General features: G+C 62.7%; 13 protein-coding genes and 1 pseudogene. 6 read left to right on the top strand and 8 right to left on the bottom strand.

Features of this window, described 5'->3' with window-relative positions; genetic code table 11:
- Positions 1 to 37 precede the first annotated feature (37 nt).
- The 3 genes and pseudogenes from maiA to AB5Y95_RS10895 form a co-directional block, all read left to right on the top strand.
- Entirely contained in the window at positions 38 to 676 is a 639-nt protein-coding gene (gene maiA, locus AB5Y95_RS10905; protein WP_215269250.1) for a maleylacetoacetate isomerase, read from the top strand.
- Between the two features lie 41 nt (positions 677 to 717).
- Positions 718 to 846: a hypothetical protein gene (locus AB5Y95_RS10900; RefSeq protein WP_256124795.1), complete on the top strand. Its 129-nt coding sequence runs from the start codon at positions 718 to 720 to the stop codon at positions 844 to 846.
- Positions 847 to 889: 43 nt separating this feature from the next.
- Positions 890 to 1003, top strand: a pseudogene (locus AB5Y95_RS10895) (maleylacetoacetate isomerase); the annotation flags it as partial.
- An 81-nt stretch (positions 1004 to 1084) separates the two neighbouring features.
- Here AB5Y95_RS10895 and AB5Y95_RS10890 read toward each other — a convergent pair.
- The 5 genes from AB5Y95_RS10890 to AB5Y95_RS10870 all read right to left on the bottom strand — a co-directional run bounded on the left by AB5Y95_RS10890 (position 1085) and on the right by AB5Y95_RS10870 (position 6508).
- The gene (locus AB5Y95_RS10890) at positions 1085 to 1585 is read right to left on the bottom strand and encodes a thioredoxin family protein (RefSeq protein ID WP_211029979.1); all 501 of its coding nucleotides are present in this window, start codon (positions 1583 to 1585) and stop codon (positions 1085 to 1087) included.
- Between the two features lie 180 nt (positions 1586 to 1765).
- Entirely contained in the window at positions 1766 to 3430 is a 1665-nt protein-coding gene (asnB, locus tag AB5Y95_RS10885) for an asparagine synthase B (protein ID WP_215269249.1), read from the bottom strand.
- A gap of 206 nt (positions 3431 to 3636) precedes the next feature.
- On the bottom strand, positions 3637 to 4002 hold the full coding sequence (locus AB5Y95_RS10880; RefSeq protein WP_215269248.1) for a cupin domain-containing protein: 366 nt from the start codon (positions 4000 to 4002) through the stop codon (positions 3637 to 3639).
- A gap of 125 nt (positions 4003 to 4127) precedes the next feature.
- The gene (locus AB5Y95_RS10875; RefSeq protein WP_005302326.1) at positions 4128 to 5702 is read right to left on the bottom strand and encodes a cation:proton antiporter family protein; all 1575 of its coding nucleotides are present in this window, start codon (positions 5700 to 5702) and stop codon (positions 4128 to 4130) included.
- A 56-nt stretch (positions 5703 to 5758) separates the two neighbouring features.
- A complete protein-coding gene (locus tag AB5Y95_RS10870) occupies positions 5759 to 6508 on the bottom strand; it encodes an HAD-IIA family hydrolase (RefSeq protein ID WP_005302324.1) in 750 nt (249 codons plus the stop codon).
- Between the two features lie 212 nt (positions 6509 to 6720).
- Between AB5Y95_RS10870 and AB5Y95_RS10865 the strand changes: the two genes are divergently transcribed.
- Positions 6721 to 7740 (top strand): adenosine deaminase, encoded by a 1020-nt coding sequence (locus AB5Y95_RS10865; RefSeq protein ID WP_337077012.1) that lies wholly within the window; start codon positions 6721 to 6723, stop codon positions 7738 to 7740.
- 80 nt (positions 7741 to 7820) lie between these two features.
- On the opposite strand, the gene AB5Y95_RS10860 is transcribed toward AB5Y95_RS10865, so the two are convergent.
- From AB5Y95_RS10860 to AB5Y95_RS10850, 3 genes are all read right to left on the bottom strand, one after another.
- Entirely contained in the window at positions 7821 to 8942 is a 1122-nt protein-coding gene (locus AB5Y95_RS10860; protein WP_279484176.1) for an alkene reductase, read from the bottom strand.
- A 185-nt stretch (positions 8943 to 9127) separates the two neighbouring features.
- Positions 9128 to 10663, bottom strand: coding sequence for a TerC family protein (locus AB5Y95_RS10855; protein WP_368160983.1), 1536 nt, complete (start codon positions 10661 to 10663; stop codon positions 9128 to 9130).
- Positions 10664 to 10960: 297 nt separating this feature from the next.
- The gene (locus tag AB5Y95_RS10850) at positions 10961 to 11887 is read right to left on the bottom strand and encodes a cation diffusion facilitator family transporter (RefSeq protein WP_010633622.1); all 927 of its coding nucleotides are present in this window, start codon (positions 11885 to 11887) and stop codon (positions 10961 to 10963) included.
- A 169-nt stretch (positions 11888 to 12056) separates the two neighbouring features.
- Between AB5Y95_RS10850 and AB5Y95_RS10845 the strand changes: the two genes are divergently transcribed.
- Both AB5Y95_RS10845 and AB5Y95_RS10840 read left to right on the top strand, forming a co-directional pair.
- Positions 12057 to 15113, top strand: coding sequence for an FAD-binding and (Fe-S)-binding domain-containing protein (locus tag AB5Y95_RS10845; RefSeq protein ID WP_274437077.1), 3057 nt, complete (start codon positions 12057 to 12059; stop codon positions 15111 to 15113).
- Positions 15113 to 15601, top strand: a complete 489-nt coding sequence (locus tag AB5Y95_RS10840; RefSeq protein ID WP_368160980.1) for a hypothetical protein — start codon at positions 15113 to 15115, stop codon at positions 15599 to 15601. The genes AB5Y95_RS10845 and AB5Y95_RS10840 overlap by 1 nt, the downstream gene beginning before the upstream one ends.

Here is a 15601-nt window from a genome sequence, read left to right as displayed (position 1 = left end):
GCAGGTGTCCATGCACCTGTCAACACAGGGACAAAGTATGTTGCAGTTGTTTGGATATTGGCGTTCATCGGCAAGTTATCGGGTGCGGATCGTGATGCAGCTCAAGGGGCTCGACTACGAGCAGCATCCGGTCAATCTGCGGCAGGGGGAGCAGCGCGAGAAGGCCTATCGCCGGCTCAATCCCCAGGGGCTGGTGCCGTTTCTGGTGGATGGCGAGGTGCAGGTGGGTCAGTCGGTGGCCATCATGGAGTACCTCGACGAAACCTATCCCGCTCACCCGCTGATGCCGTCCGCCCCCGAGGAGCGGGCCCGGGTACGCCAGATCGTCAACATGATCGCCTGCGACATCCATCCCCTCAACAACCTGCGGGTGCTCAATTACCTGGGAGAGCATCTCAGGGCGGGCAAGGAGCAGGAAGCGGTCTGGTATCGCCACTGGATTGACGAAACCTTCAGCGCGCTGGAGCAGCTGCTGATGACCACCGCCGGCATCTATTGCGTCGGCAACGAGGTGACCCTGGCTGACTGCATGCTGGTGCCCCAGGTCTACAACGCCCGCCGCTACGACATGTCGCTGGAAGACTATCCCACCATCAACCGCATCGTCGCCAACTGCGAGCAGTTGCAGGCCTTTATCAAGGCCGCCCCTGCCAATCAGCCGGATGCTCAGCCCTGAGCATTATTTTCCATGTAAGCCACTGTTAGAAGGAGTTAATGATGGGAATCAAGCCTGGACCAAAACGAAAAAATGAAGACGGAACACCAGATAAGCGGCAACGGGTTACACCTGAAAAGCAAAAGGAACATCCAGCACTAAAGCCGCATAAGCATAAGCCGGGTGAATGATATTAAAGACATATGTTGGGCTTTGTTTTGAAAGCCCAACATATATGACATGACGCGGGACGATTTCCCCACCATCAACCGCATCGTCGCCAACTGCGAGCAGCTGCAGGCTTTTATCAAGGCCGCCCCCGCCAATCAGCCGGATGCCCAGCCCTGAGGCTGCGCCCTCCGGCCAGGTTCCAATTATCGAGCCCCGCACCGTCAGCCGACCGTGCGGGGCTTTCATATCAGGGGCTCGCTAGCCACGGGTGGGCTTGGGCTGGAAGAAGGCGATGAACTTGCCGAATTTCTCCCCGTCGTAGCTGTCCCCCTTCTCCAGCAGCCCGGTGTTGAAGGATTCCAGCAGCTTGCCCTTGCCATCCAGCACGTAGAAGTGGGGCACCCCCAGGTACTCGGGATAATCTTTGAGGAAGGATTCGTTCTTGTTCTGCTTGCTGACGTTCACCTTGACCACCACGAAGGTGCGGTTGAGCTGACTGGCAAGATCGGGTTGTTGGTCCAGAAAGTGGTTCATCTCCTGGCACCAGCTGCACCACTCGCCGCCCACCAGCAGTAGGACTTTCTTGCCCTCGGCGCTGGCCTTGGCGGTGGCGGCGGCGAGATCGCGGGCCGGATCACGCTGCTCGTCATAGCCCTGGCTGTAATCGGGCAGAGTCTGGCTCCAGAGGTGGTCGGCGCTGTACACCTCGCCATGAAACAGGGCGGTGCCAAGCACCAGCGGCAATAGCAGTCGGTTCATCACGTGCTCCTTGTGTTGTTGTGGTTGCTTCCAAGCCGCAACAATGTGACACGAGCGAGCCCGGCCGCCAAGGGCGAGATGGGCTCTTGTTATGCAAAAAGCGGGAATGGGTCGGCGGGAAAAAACAAAGCCCCTCGCAGGAGGGGCTTGGCATTGAGGTTAAAGGAGGTCGTCGGCAGATCAGTAACCCTGCTGGTGGACATCCATCACGGCGCGACCGGACGGGTCGGCCATCTCCTTGAACTTGGCATCCCACTCCAGCGCGGTCGGGGTGGAGCAGGCGACCGACTTGCCATAGGGCACGGTGCGGGCGGCGGACTCCAGCGGGAAGTGCTCGTCAAAGATGGCGCGGTAGTAGTACGCCTCCTTGGTGAGCGGGGTGTTGACGGGGAAGCGGAAGGCCGCCGCCTCGAACATCTGATCCGTCACCTCTTTTTCCACCATGGCTTTCAGGCTGTCGATCCACGAATAGCCTACGCCGTCGGAGAACTGCTCTTTCTGGCGCCACGCCACTTCGTGGGGCAGCAGATCCTCGAACGCTTCGCGCAGGATGTGCTTCTCGATCTTGCCCTTGCCGCACATCTTGTCGGCAGGCTGCAGGCGCATCGCCACGTCCATGAACTCCTTGTCGAGGAAGGGCACGCGGCCTTCCACCCCCCAGGCGGCCATGGACTTGTTGGCGCGCAGGCAGTCATAGAGGTGCAGTGAGGCGAGCTTGCGCACGTTCTCTTCGTGGAACTCGCGGGCGTTGGGCGCCTTGTGGAAGTAGAGGTAGCCGCCGAACAGCTCGTCCGAGCCTTCGCCCGAGAGCACCATCTTGATCCCCATCGCCTTGATGTAGCGGGCCATCAGGTACATCGGCGTAGAGGCGCGGATGGTGGTGACGTCATAGGTCTCGAGGTGATAGATGACGTCCCGCAGGGCATCCAGCCCCTCCTGCACGGTGAAGTGGATCTGGTGGTGGATGGTGCCCAAATGATCGGCGACCTTGCGGGCGGCGGCGAGATCCGGCGAGCCTTCCAGGCCAACGGCGAAGGAGTGCAGCTGGGGCCACCAGGCCTCGCTCTTGCCATCATCTTCCACCCGACGGGCGGCATAGAGCTTGGTGATGGCGGAGATGACGGACGAATCCAGCCCGCCGGAGAGCAGCACGCCGTAGGGCACGTCGCACATCAGCTGGCGCTTGACCGCCGCTTCCAGGGCCGCTTTGAGCTCAGCCTTGTCGCTGACGTTGTGCTCGACCGCGCCATACTCCATCCAGTCGCGTTTGTACCAAGTTTTAAGCTCGCCATCCTTGCTCCACAGGTAGTGTCCCGGCGGGAAGGTTTCGACGCTCTTGCAGACCGGTACCAGCGCCTTCATCTCGGAGGCGACGTAGAAGTTGCCGTGCTCGTCGCGCCCGGTATAGAGGGGGATGATCCCCATGTGGTCACGACCGATGAGGTAGGCGTCCTGCTCGGCGTCATAGAGGATGAAGGCGAAGATGCCGTTGAGATCGTCCAAAAAGGCGGGGCCCTTCTCCTTGTAGAGGGCCAGCAGCACCTCGCAGTCGGAGTGGGTCTGGAACTGGAAGTCGACCTTGAGGTGCTTCTCCAGCTCCTTGTGGTTGTAAATCTCGCCGTTGACGGCCAGCACATGGGTGCGCTCGGGGTTGTAGAGCGGCTGGGCGCCGTTGCCCGGATCGACGATGGCCAGGCGCTCGTGCACCAGAATGGCCTTGTCGGAGCTGTAGACGCCGGACCAGTCAGGACCGCGGTGACGCAATCGCTTGGACATCTCCAGCGCCGATTTGCGCAGGGCGGCCGCATCGGATTTGATGTCCAGAATGCCGAAAATAGAACACATTGGCGGTAATCCTCTTGATTTTTATATGAGCCCCCCACGTTCGGGCTCGAAATTCCATTTACATTCCTCGCCAATCACAATGCCTAGTGCAAAAACCTTTTGCAAGCGGGAAAACCGCAGAAAATCATGCCGTAAGCGTCAAGCAGGTAGGGGAGTGCGGCGACCCGTCCGGTCGCCGGAAAAAAGAGAAGAGGTTGACGTGAACGTCAGCTGGTGGGTTCGAAGATCACATAGAGCTTGCGGCAGGGGGTGAGGGTCTCCCACTCCCCGACAAAGCCGGCGGGAATGACGAACTGATCGCCGGGCTTGAGGGGCAGCCTGCCGCCTTGCTCGTCGTGGATCACCGCCTCGCCCTCCAGCAGCTGGCAGTATTCATGCTCGGTGTAGTGGATGGCCCAGCGGCCCGGCTCGCAGCTCCAGAAGCCGACGTGAAACTGCTGGCTCGGATCTGAGTAGTGGTTCCATACCGTCTGGCGCGGGTTGCCGGCGCGCAGGCGCTCGGGGGCGGGCATCAGCGGGGTGGGAGCCACCTCGTGGCGGTCGAGCAGGATCCAGTCGTTGAGGGTCTTCATGCTGCCTCCTTGGCAAGGGATAAAAAACGGGGCCATCCTGGCCCCGTGATTGTTCGTTTTATTAAACGAGGTTGCGCATAACGTAAACGATAGCGTCCTCCTTGCCAAGGGGCTGCTCCCGCCCTTCAGAGTGGCTGCAGCCGCTTGATGACGTGGCGGGCGAAGCCGCTGCCCGCTTCGTCGTAGACGTTGAACACCGCATCCACTCCTTGCTCCTTGAGGGAGGCGATGTCGTCCTCGAAGCGGACGATGGCGGCAATCTTGCCGGCAAAGCCGTGGCTGCGCAGCTTCTCGATGGCGTAGAGGTTGCCCGAGTGGTGAGGCATTGCCAGCAGCACCAGGTTGACCTGGTTGGAGAGCAGCACCTTGTCCCAGAAGTCGGTATCGGTGGCGTCACCCTCGATGACGTTCATCCCCTGGGCGCGCAGGGTGGGCAGCTTGTCGCTGTCGTTCTCCACACCGAGGATCACGGTGCCGTACTTGTTCTCCAGCTCGAAGTAGGCGCCCTGGCCGATCCGTCCCATGCCGAGGATGATCACCTCGGCATCGCCGAGCTCGATGGGCCTGTCCTCCGGGTGCAGGGTGGTGGCCTGCATGCCGCGCAGCCAGTTGCCGAGCCGATGGTAAATTCGCTCGCTCTGGCCGTTGAGGGGGGCCGAGATCATGAAGCTGGCCGCCAGCGCCAGAGAGAGTGCGACCAGCCACTCGTGGGAGATCCAGCCCGCCTTGGCGGCGATGGCCGCGACGATGAGGCCGAACTCCGAGAAGTTGGTGAGCGCCAGGGTGGAGAGCAGGGCGGTGCGCACCCGCAGGTGGGCGCCGCTGTAGACCAGGTAGTAGAGTGCGCTCTTGAGCGGCAGGGCCAGCACCAGTGCCAGCGCCAGCAACATGGTGTCGTGGGTCGGCAGGCCGTTGAGGCCGATGGTGAGAAAGAAGCAGATGAGAAACAGGTCTTTGAGGTTGAACAGCGACTTGGCCAGCCCCGCGGAGGCGGGGTGGGAGGCGATCAGCATGCCGATGATGAGTGCCCCCAGATCCGGTTTGAGCCCCACCACCTCGAAACCGGCGGCCCCCACCACCAGTGCCAGGAAGATCCCGAACAGCACCTGCAGCTCGCCGTGGCCGGCCCGCTCCAGCAGTTTCAGCAGCAAGGGGCGCAGCAGCGGCAGCCCCAGGATCCAGAGTGCCCAGATGCTGGGCCACTCGCCGCTGGAGACCGCCAGGAAGGCCACCGCGAACAGATCCTGCATCACCAGCACGCCGATGGCGAGGCGGGCATAGAGGGCGTTCATGTCGCTGCGCTCCTCCAGCACCTTGACCGCAAACACGGTACTGGAGAAGGAGAGGGCGAAGCCCAGCAGCAGCGCCAGCTTCCAGTCCAGCGACATGGCCAGTGCCAAGCCGAGTCCCTTGCACACCAGCAGCACCACGGTAAACAGCAGGGTGGAGAGCAGCAGGTGCAGGCTGGTGGTGCCCCAGACGTCACGCCGCATCAGGATCTTGACGTTGAGCTTGAGGCCGATGGTGAACAGCAGCAGGGTGACACCGAGATCGGCCACTTCGCTGAGGGCCGGGGTGTTGTGATAGCCCATGGCGTTGAGGATGAAGCCGGCGGCCAGAAAGCCCAGCAGAGGCGGCAGGCCGATGAGGTTGACCAGCATGCCGCAGCCGAAGGCCACGGCGATAAGAATGGGTTCCATGTTGTTTCCTGCGAGGGCAGGGCCGGCCTGCCCTCTTCTCTATCCTGGGTAGCGGGTCAGACGATGTCGATGTCCACTACTGAGTCAAAGATGTGGTTCGGCCGAAATGGCATGCGGTCGATGTCGGCCACCTTGCTCACCCCGGATAGCACCAGCACCGTCTCGAGGCCGGCCTGGAAGCCCGCCAGAATGTCGGTGCGCAGGTTGTCGCCGATGATGATGGTGTCGTCGGAGTGGGCCTCCATCCGGTTGAGCGCCGCGCGGATGATCCAGGCGCTCGGCTTGCCGACGTAGAAGGGCTTCTTGCCGGTCATCCGTTCGATGGGGGCGCACAGGGCGCCACAGGCCGGGTGCATCATGGGGCCGTGGGTATCCGGGTTGGTGGCGATGAAGCGGGCCCCTTGATCGACGAATTTGGCCCCCAGCTGCATCATGGTCCAGTTGTAGTTGCGGGTCTCGCCCACCACCACGAAGTCGGGGTCGATGTCGGTGATGGTGAAGCCGGCCTTGTAGAGTTCGTGGGTCAGCGCCCCTTCGCCGATCACATAGGCCTTCTTGCCATCCTGGCGCTTGAGAAAGTCGGCGGTACCCATGGCGGAGGTGTAGAAGCACTCCTCCGGCACCTCGATGCCGGCGGAGCGGAAGCGGTTTTGCAGATCTTTCTGGGTCTGGGCCGGGTAGTTGGTCAGAAACAGCAGCTTGCTGCCCTGCTCCAGCAGGCGGTGGACGAAACGGTCGGCGCCCGGCACCAGATCGTTGTTGTGCAGGATGACGCCGTCGATGTCGCAGATGACGCTTTTCTTCATGGGGACTCCTTGTGTAGGCGCAAGAGGCGGCGGAAAGTTGCGCCAACTCTCAAGATCTTCAAATAGTTATGTTGTTTTTGTGACGCCATTATAAGTCTGTTTGATGACAAGTCTCCCCCATAAACAGAGATAGGTGCACAATCAATTGCAGGGGAGGGAGCCGCTCTGCCACTGGCGGGTCCCGCTGTCTGTGCACTGATGGAGCCGTCATCATGGATAACTTTATTGCCGGTCTGCCCAAGCTGGAGCTGCACCTCCATATCGAAGGCTCGCTCGAGCCGGAACTGATGTTTGCCCTGAGCCAGCGCAACGGCGTGGCCCTGCCCTGGCCAGACGTGGCCAGCGTGCGCGCCGCCTACGAGTTCGACTGCCTGCAATCCTTCCTCGATCTCTACTACCTGGGGGCCAGCGTACTGGTCAACGAGCAGGACTTCTTCGATCTGACCTGGGCCTATCTGGCGCGCTGCGCCGCCGACAAGGTGGTGCACGTGGAGATCTTCTTTGACCCCCAGACCCACACCGCTCGCGGCATCCCCTTCGCCACCGTGCTGGGCGGCATCGAGCGGGCGCTGCAGGCAGGGGAGAAAGAGTTTGGCATCAGCTGGCGGCTCATCATGAGCTTCTTGCGCCACCTGAGCGAGGAGGAGGCCTTCGCCACATTGGCAGAGGCAGAGCCCTTCCTGTCGCGGATTCACGGCATCGGCCTTGATTCGGGGGAGCTGGGCAATCCGCCCGGCAAGTTTGCCCGGGTCTTTGCCCGCTGCCGCGAGCTGGGGTTGCCGGTGGTGGCCCACGCCGGCGAGGAGGGGCCGGCGGACTACATCTGGCAGGCCATCCGGGAGCTGGAGGTGCGGCGCATCGATCACGGGGTACGCTGCGTCGACGATCCCGAGCTGCTGCGCTATCTGGCCGATACCCGGCTGCCGCTCACCGTCTGTCCCCTCTCCAACACCCGCCTCAAGGTGTTTGACCAGATGGCCCACCACAACGTACTGAATTTGCTGGAGCAAGGGCTGTGCGTCACCATCAACTCGGACGACCCCGCCTATTTCGGCGGCTACATGAACGCCAACTTCCACGCTCTGGCCCATGAGCTGGGGGCCAGCATGAACCAGCTCTGCCGTTTGTCACTCAATGCCGTCGAGGCGAGCTGGCTGAGCCTGGCCGACAAGGCGCGGCTGACCCGGGAGATCAGAAGCTACGCCGCCTGCTACGGGGTCAGCCTCTACTGAGCGTTGGCTCGCATGAAAAGTAAAAACGGTGCGCCCACCAGTGATGGTGGGCGCGTTTTTTATGCCTGAGCGGGTTTGATTTAGGCCGAGTGGGGCTGGGCGGCCGCCTGATAGGTCGGGTAGTCGGTCAGGCCCTTCTCGCCACCGCCGAACAGGGTGGCCGGATCGTGAGGGGCCAGCGGATAGCCGTGGCGCAGCCGCTCGGGCAGGTCTGGGTTGGCCACGAAGGGGCGACCGAAGCCTATCATGTCGGCCCAGCCCGCCTCGAGCGCCGCCCGGGCGCGCTCGCCGTCATACTTGCCTGCGTAGATGAGGGTGTTGGGGAAGGCATCGCGCAGCCCCTGCTTGAAGCTCTCTGCCATCAGCGGGGCGTCGTCCCAGTCCGCTTCGGCAACGTGCAGGTAGACCACGTCGAGCCGGCCCAGCAGGCGGGCGGCGGCCAGGTAGGTCTCCTGCGGATTGGCATCCACGGTGCCGTTCAAGGTGGTGAGCGGCGCGAGGCGCACCCCGACCCGGTCGGCCCCGATCTCGCTGCAGACCGCCTCGGTCACCTCCTTGAGGAAACGCAGCCGGTTCTCCAGCGAGCCGCCGTAGCCATCGGTGCGGGTATTGGACTCGGAGTCGAGGAACTGGTTGATGAGGTAGCCGTTGGCGGCGTGCAGCTCGATACCGTCAAAGCCGGCCAGCATGGCGTTGCGGGCCGCCTGACGAAACTGCCCCACCACCTGGTCGATGTCGGCCTGGGTCATGGCGCGCGGGGTGACGGTCTCGACAAACCCGGGGGCGTCGCTGCCGTTGTCGACGAACACCTTGACCCCTTTGGCCTGAATGGCGGAGGAGGAGATGGGCTGGGCACCGCCGAGGTTGTCAGGGTGAGTGACCCGGCCCACGTGCCAGAGCTGGGCGAACATGGTGCCGCCCTTGGCGTGCACGGCGTCGGTCACCAGCTTCCAGCCGGCCACCTGTTCGGCGCTGTGGATCCCCGGCGTCCAGGCGTAGCCCTTGCCCATGGGGTCAATCTGGGTGCCCTCGCTGATGATGAGACCGGCCCCTGCGCGCTGGGCGTAGTAGGTGGCCATCATGGCGTTGGCCACGTCACCGGGCTGGCTGGCGCGGGAGCGGGTCATGGGGGGCATGACGATGCGATTGTTGAGGTGCAGCTGGCCGAGGCGCAGGGGGCAGAACAGGTGATCGTGGTGCATGGTGAATTCCTCATGGTGATGATGGGCTCACTCTAGTGCCGGCATCCCTTGCGAAAAAGAGGGGTAATTGCAGAAAAGAATTGTGCTGATGACAGCAATGGCGACATGAGAGAGGAGAAAGGGGGGGATAAATAGAAAAGGGGACCGGCAAGGTCCCCTTTTGCAGCAGGGTTGACGAGATGGCGTCAGGCCGCCAGCGGCATGACGCGCACCCGCTCGATGCGCCGCTCGCTCACCTCGACTACCTCGAAGCAGAGCTGCTGCAGTTGCAGCTGCTGGCCCGGGGCGGGCAGGGTGCCGAAGTGGGAGAGCAGCATGCCGGCGAGGGTCACGTATTCGTCGCTCTCGCTCACCAGCCCTTCGTGCTCCAGCACCTGCTCCACGTGGTGGATGTTGGTGCTGCCGTTGATGAGCCAGCCTTCCCCGTCGCGGACCATGTCCGGCGTTTCATCTTCATCGGGCAGCTCGCCGACGATGGCCTCCAGCAGGTCGTGGGTGGTCACCAGCCCCTGGATGATGCCGAACTCGTCGGCCACCAGGATGAGGCTGCCCTTGGCTTGGCGCAGCTCCGCCAGCAACCTGATCACGTTGATGGTCTGCGGCACGATAATGGGGTCGTTCTGTTTGGCCAGTGCGCTCAGGGACTGCCCCTCGTTGAGGGCAAACAGCAGGTCGCGCGCCTTGACCACCCCGATCACCTCGTCCAGATCGCCGTCACAGACCGGGAACAGGCTGTGGGGCTCCTGCTTCAGCAGGGTGCGGATCTCGTCATCGGTGTCGTTGACGTCGATCCAGGCCATCTCGGAGCGCGGGGTCATGATGGTACGGATGGAGCGATCGGCCAGCGACAGCACCCCGGTCACCATGTAGCGCTCCTCCTCGCCAAAGCTCACCGGCTCGGGGGCGGGGGCATCCAGATCGTCGTCCGGCCGGTCCTGATACGCCTTGCTGCCCATCAGCTTGAAGATGGCGGCGGTGGTGCGCTCGCGCAGGGGCAGCTTGGCCTCGTGGCGCTCGGCACTGCGCTGGGAGAGCTGGTTGAAGAATTCGATCAGCACCGAGAAGCCGATGGCCGCATAGAGGTAACCCTTCGGAATATGGAAGCCGAAGCCTTCCGCCACTAGGCTAAAGCCGATCATCAAGAGGAAGCTCAGACAGAGCACCACCACTGTGGGGTGGGCGTTGACGAAGCGGGTCAGCGGCTTGGAGGCGAGCACCATCACCAGCATGGCGATGGTCACGGCCGCCATCATGACGCCGAGCTGTTCCACCATGCCGACGGCGGTGATGATGGAGTCCAGCGAGAAGATGGCATCCAGCACCAGGATCTGGGTGATCACCACGCCAAAGCTGGCGTAGACGCCGACCGGCCCCTCTTCGGGCGGCTTGGCCTCCAGCCGCTCGTGCAGCTCGGAGGTGGCCTTGAACAGCAGGAACAGGCCGCCCCCCATCAGGATCAGGTCCCGCCCGGAGAAGGGGTGATCCCAGATGTGCAGTATGGGGGTGGTCAGGGTGACCAGCCAGGACATGACGCTCAGGAGCCCCAGGCGCATCAGCAGGGCCAGCGACAGGCCGATGATGCGGGCTTTGTCCCGCTGGGCGGGGGGCAGTTTTTTCACCAGGATGGCGATGAAGACCAGGTTGTCGATCCCGAGCACGATTTCCAGAACGATCAGGGTAAACAGACCGATCCAGATGTGGGGATCCAGCAGCAATTCCATGTAGTGACCTCAATAAAAACAGACAGAGCAAAGAGTGATCTCGGCGCACGACGGCCGTAGTGACAGCAAGGCTATGACGTTATTCAGAGGCGCTGATTAAGCAGATAGAGATAGGTTTTGACGGGAAGAAACGAAGGGCAACTTCGGGGATTGTCCATGATGGGCAATAAAACCTCGGGTTAAAAGTGAGCCCTGATGATAGCGGTTGGCGCCGTTTTGGCAAGAGGGAAGCCATGAAGATGTGATGACAGGGGGAGGCGGCGGCTGGCCTCCCCCAAACGGCAGTTCAAGCGGTGGTTACAGCCAGCGCTTTTCGCGGGTGAAGCAGACCGACAACCAGGCGTCCCCCAGGGTGTCGCCGAGGCGGGACCAGAGCTCCTGGCGCAGGGCATCCTGGCGCTCGATGGGCCACTCCTGACCCGGGGCTACCAGGATATTGAGCTCGAGATCGAAGCGGCGGCCGCTTTTCGCCAGATGGCTGTAGCACTCGACGCCATGGCGCAGGCGCAGGGCCTCGACTTCGTTTGCCACCAGCCGGGAGACGTCCCCCTTGGGAGCGATCTTCAACACTTCCCGCAGGTTGCGACCGAGCACCTTGATGGGGATGAGGGTGGCGCACAGGGCCAAGAGAGAGACCAGCAGCGGGTCTATGTAGCGGTTGTAGTGGCCGTAGCCGATGGCATCGAGGCCGATGGCGACCACGAAGCCGATGAGCAGGGTGGTGCTGAGCAGGGTGTCCACCAGCCACTCCTTGGAATCCACCCGCACCAGCTCGGAGTTGACCCGCTCGGCCACGTTGGCCTCGACCAGATAGATGATGCCGCAGAAGAAGGTGGAGACGACGGCATAGATGAGGGCGTGGCCGAGATCGATCTCCCGTCCCCCCGCCAGCAGGGTGGTGAGGCCGTTGTAGAGCGCCGCCAGACAGAGAAGCAGAATGATGGTGCCGTTGATGACGTTGGCGATGGGTTCGAAGTGGGCGTAGCCGTATTGAAAACGGGCGTCGGAGGGGCGGGTGACCAGGTAGGCGGTGATGAGCCCCAGCCCCGTCATGCCCATGCTGAACAGGGTGAAGATGCCGTCGAGCATGATGGCGTTGGATCCGACGAAGAGGCCATAGCCGATGCCGAAAATGGCAAAGGTGATGCAACCAAACAGCGACAGGGTCAGCGCCTGTTTTTCGGTGCGGATAAGCGTACTGATAACATGGCTGTAGTGAGCCATAAAAGTCCTCCTTTCAAATGGTGAAGATTGCGCGCGCAAGCGGTTTTCTAGCTGATATACTGCCCGCTCACATGTGAGCGGACTGGTTCGGGGGCCCGCGAAGAGGCTGGCCCGAACGGTCGTTGTCGCCGGAATGCCGGCATCAAGCAAAGGATGGGAACAAGGATTCATGATCCCGAGACTCGATTACCAGGACAGTTTGTCACCTACAACCCTGCAGTTTCTTGAGTTGCTGGCGCGATCAGCATTTCGTGGTGATATCGAAAAGTCTTATGCAAGCCGGTTGGCGATGGCGACGGATAACAGCGTCTATCAGGTCGTACCTCAGGCGGTTCTCTATCCGCGCAGCGCGGACGATATAGCGGTGATGCTCAAGCTGGCCCAGGGGCCCGAGTACGCAGCCTTGAGTTTCTTCCCTCGCGGCGGCGGTACCGGCACCAATGGTCAATCCTTGGGCGGCGGCATTATCGTCGATCTCTCGCGCCATATGAACCAGATCATGGAAATTAATCTGGAAGAGGGTTGGGTGCGAGCCCAGGCCGGGGTGGTGAAGGATCAGCTCAACGCCTATTTGAAGCCTCATGGCTACTTCTTCTCGCCGGATCTCTCCACCTCCAACCGCGCCACCCTGGGGGGCATGGTCAACACCGACGCCTCCGGGCAGGGGTCGCTGGTGTACGGCAAGACCTCGGATCACGTGCTTGGTCTCAAAGCCGTGCTGGAAAACGGCGAGCTCATGGCTACCGAACCGGTGACCGGTGAGCGACTGGCCGACAAGCTGGCGCTGGATAGTCGTGAAGGGGAGATCTATCGCACCCTCTATCGCATCGGTAAGGAGCGGCGCGCCGACATCGAGGCCACCTTCCCCAAACTCAACCGCTTTCTGACCGGATACGATCTCAAGCACCTTTATATTCCAGAGAGCGACACCCTGGACGTGAGCCGGGTGCTGTGCGGCTCGGAAGGTTCTTTGGGTTTCATCACCGAAGCCAGGCTCAACATCACCCCCATCCCGCGCTACCGGACGCTGGTCAACGTCAAGTACGACAGCTTCCCCTCGGCCCTGCGCAACGCCCCCTTTATGGTGGAGGCACACGCCCTGTCGGTGGAGACGGTGGACTCCCGGGTGCTGGGGCTGGCCCGCGCCGACATCATCTGGCACTCGGTGAAGGATCTCATCCAGGACGTACCCGGCAAGGATCTGCAGGGGCTCAACATCGTCGAGTTTGCCGACACCGACGAGGATGCGCACAAGGCCAAGGTAGCCGAGCTGTGCCGGCGCATCGACGACCTGCTGGCGCGCGGTGAGGCGGGGGTCATCGGCTATCAGGTGTGTGACCACCTGCCGAGCATCGAGACCATCTACGGCATGCGCAAGAAGTCGGTGGGGCTGCTCGGCAACGCCGAGGGGCGCAAGAAGCCGGTGGCCTTCACCGAAGACACCGCCGTACCGCCGGAATCCCTGGCGGACTTCATCATGGAGTTTCGTGCCCTGCTGGACGCCCATGGCCTTGACTACGGCATGTTCGGCCACGTCGATGCCGGGGTGCTGCACGTGCGCCCGGCGCTGGACTTGTGCGATCCGGAGCAGGAGGTGCTGCTGAGGCGCATCTCCGATCAGGTGGTGGCGCTCACCGCCAAATATGGCGGCCTGATGTGGGGGGAGCACGGCAAGGGTTTTCGCTCCGAATACAGCCCCGCCTTCTTCGGCGAGCTGTGGGAGGAGCTGCAACGGGTCAAGGGGGCGTTCGACCCGGCCAATCGCATCAACCCGGGCAAGATCTGCATGCCTTACGGCAGCGGCGCCGAACTGGTGTCGGTGGACGGGCCCAAGCGCGGCAAGTTTGACCGCCAGATCCCGCTGGCGGTACGCACCAGCTATACCCGGGCGCTCGATTGCAACGGCAACGGCCTGTGCTTTACCTTCGAGACCGACTCCCCCATGTGCCCCTCGGTCAAAATCAGCCGCGATCGCCGCCACTCCCCCAAGGGGCGGGCCGGCCTGATGCGCGAGTGGCTGCGCCAGTTGGCGGAGCAGGGCTTCGACCCTCTTGCCGAAGAGGTGGCGCTGCAAAGCGGCGGTCTGCGCTTCAAGCAGATTGTCGACAAGTTCCGCAATACGGTGGCCCGCGCTCGCGGCCAGTATGACTTCTCCCACGAGGTGATGGAGGCAATGGAGGGGTGCCTCGCGTGCAAGGCGTGCACCAGCCAGTGCCCCATCAAGGTGGATGTGCCCACCTTCCGCGCCCGCTTCATGCAGCTCTACCACAGCCGCTATCTGCGTGGACCCAAGGATTACTTCGTCGGCACGGTGGAGAGCTATGCCCCTCTGCTGGCCAAGGCGCCGAAACTGGTCAACTTCTTCCTCGAAAAAGAGTGGGCCCAGAAGGCAACCGAGAAGAGCATCGGCATGGTGGACGTGCCGCTCTTGAGCGTGCCGACCCTGGCCGAGGAGCTGCGGGATCACCGCGCCCGCTATTTCGATCTGCCGGGTCTGGAGGCCATGAGCCCAGAGCAGCGCCAAAAAGTGGTGCTCATCGTGCAGGATCCCTTCACCAGCTACTACGACGCCCCCGTGGTGCGGGACCTAGTGAAGCTGGCCAGCAAGCTCGGCCTGCAGCCCTATCTGCTGCCGTTCAAACCCAACGGCAAGCCCCAGCACGTGAAGGGTTTCCTGCGCGCCTTTGCCCGTACCGCGGCCAGCAGCGCCCAGTTCCTCAACAAGGTGGCGGCGCTTGGCATCCCCATGGTGGGGGTCGATCCCTCCCTGGTGCTCTGCTATCGGGATGAATACGTGAAGGCACTCGGCCCCGCTCGCGGCGACTTCCAGGTGATGTTGCCCCAAGAGTGGTTGCTCTCCCTGCCGGCCGAGGCGCTACCGGTGCGGGAAGAGGCGGGCCGCGAACCCTGGTATCTGTTCGCTCACTGCACCGAGAAGACCGCCAAGCCCACCACCCACGGTGACTGGAGCACTCTGTTCCGCCGTTTCGGTGCCACGCTGCAGCCGGTCTCGGTGGGCTGCTGCGGCATGGCCGGTACCTATGGCCACGACGCCAAACAGGTGGAGAACTCCAAAGGCATCTATGGCCTGAGCTGGGCCGAGCCGCTGGCGCGCCTGCCCAAGGATCGCTGCCTGGCCACCGGTTATTCGTGCCGCAGCCAGGTCAAGCGGATGGAGGGGGAGAAACTCAAGCATCCGTTGCAGGCCCTGCTGGAACTGCTCTGATGCTGACCCTGCCCAAGCGGTTTCGGGTGCCGCAAGCCTATCGGCACCCGCACTTCCTGCTGCTGCCGGTCAGCCCGGCCCAGGCGGTGGTGGAGTTCGTCGCCATGCTGCGCGAGCGCGAGCTGCTTCATCAGCTGTTTCGCCCGGACGATGTGTGGCCCTCCGCCAATTTCAGCCTGAGCCAGCACGAGGCCGATCTGGAGTGGCAGCGCTCCGAATTTCTGGCCAAACGCTCCTTTGCCTATGGCCTCTGGAGCCCGGCGTGGGAACCCGAGTTTTGGGGCGGGGTTTACCTCTACCCCTCGGTGCTGCCGGAGGTGGCGGTGGAGCTCTTCTTCTGGAAGGCGGCCGAGGCGCCGCTCACCGATGCCGAACTGGAGGCCGAACTGCGCACCTGGCTTGGCAAGGTGTGGCAGTGGCCCGAGCCGAGCCTGCCGGGGCGGGACGTCCCTTGGGCCGAGTGGCCCGGAGTGACCTACCCCTGGTGA

Origin of the sequence: Aeromonas sp. R5-3, assembly GCF_040908225.1 — a bacterium.
In the GTDB taxonomy this organism is placed as follows: domain Bacteria; phylum Pseudomonadota; class Gammaproteobacteria; order Enterobacterales; family Aeromonadaceae; genus Aeromonas; species Aeromonas dhakensis.
Note: the sequence above shows the minus strand (reverse complement) of the source record. Positions and strands in the feature narration are given on the sequence as shown.

Excerpts from the sequence above, each read along its gene's own strand:
- maiA (WP_215269250.1), top strand. The coding sequence starts at position 38 with ATGTTGCAGTTGTTTGGATATTGGCGTTCATCGGCAAGTTATCGGGTG.
- AB5Y95_RS10900 (WP_256124795.1), top strand. The coding sequence starts at position 718 with ATGGGAATCAAGCCTGGACCAAAACGAAAAAATGAAGACGGAACACCA.
- AB5Y95_RS10890 (WP_211029979.1), bottom strand. The coding sequence starts at position 1,585 with ATGAACCGACTGCTATTGCCGCTGGTGCTTGGCACCGCCCTGTTTCAT.
- asnB (WP_215269249.1), bottom strand. The coding sequence starts at position 3,430 with ATGTGTTCTATTTTCGGCATTCTGGACATCAAATCCGATGCGGCCGCC.
- AB5Y95_RS10880 (WP_215269248.1), bottom strand. The coding sequence starts at position 4,002 with ATGAAGACCCTCAACGACTGGATCCTGCTCGACCGCCACGAGGTGGCT.
- AB5Y95_RS10875 (WP_005302326.1), bottom strand. The coding sequence starts at position 5,702 with ATGGAACCCATTCTTATCGCCGTGGCCTTCGGCTGCGGCATGCTGGTC.
- AB5Y95_RS10870 (WP_005302324.1), bottom strand. The coding sequence starts at position 6,508 with ATGAAGAAAAGCGTCATCTGCGACATCGACGGCGTCATCCTGCACAAC.
- AB5Y95_RS10865 (WP_337077012.1), top strand. The coding sequence starts at position 6,721 with ATGGATAACTTTATTGCCGGTCTGCCCAAGCTGGAGCTGCACCTCCAT.
- AB5Y95_RS10860 (WP_279484176.1), bottom strand. The coding sequence starts at position 8,942 with ATGCACCACGATCACCTGTTCTGCCCCCTGCGCCTCGGCCAGCTGCAC.
- AB5Y95_RS10855 (WP_368160983.1), bottom strand. The coding sequence starts at position 10,663 with ATGGAATTGCTGCTGGATCCCCACATCTGGATCGGTCTGTTTACCCTG.
- AB5Y95_RS10850 (WP_010633622.1), bottom strand. The coding sequence starts at position 11,887 with ATGGCTCACTACAGCCATGTTATCAGTACGCTTATCCGCACCGAAAAA.
- AB5Y95_RS10845 (WP_274437077.1), top strand. The coding sequence starts at position 12,057 with ATGATCCCGAGACTCGATTACCAGGACAGTTTGTCACCTACAACCCTG.
- AB5Y95_RS10840 (WP_368160980.1), top strand. The coding sequence starts at position 15,113 with ATGCTGACCCTGCCCAAGCGGTTTCGGGTGCCGCAAGCCTATCGGCAC.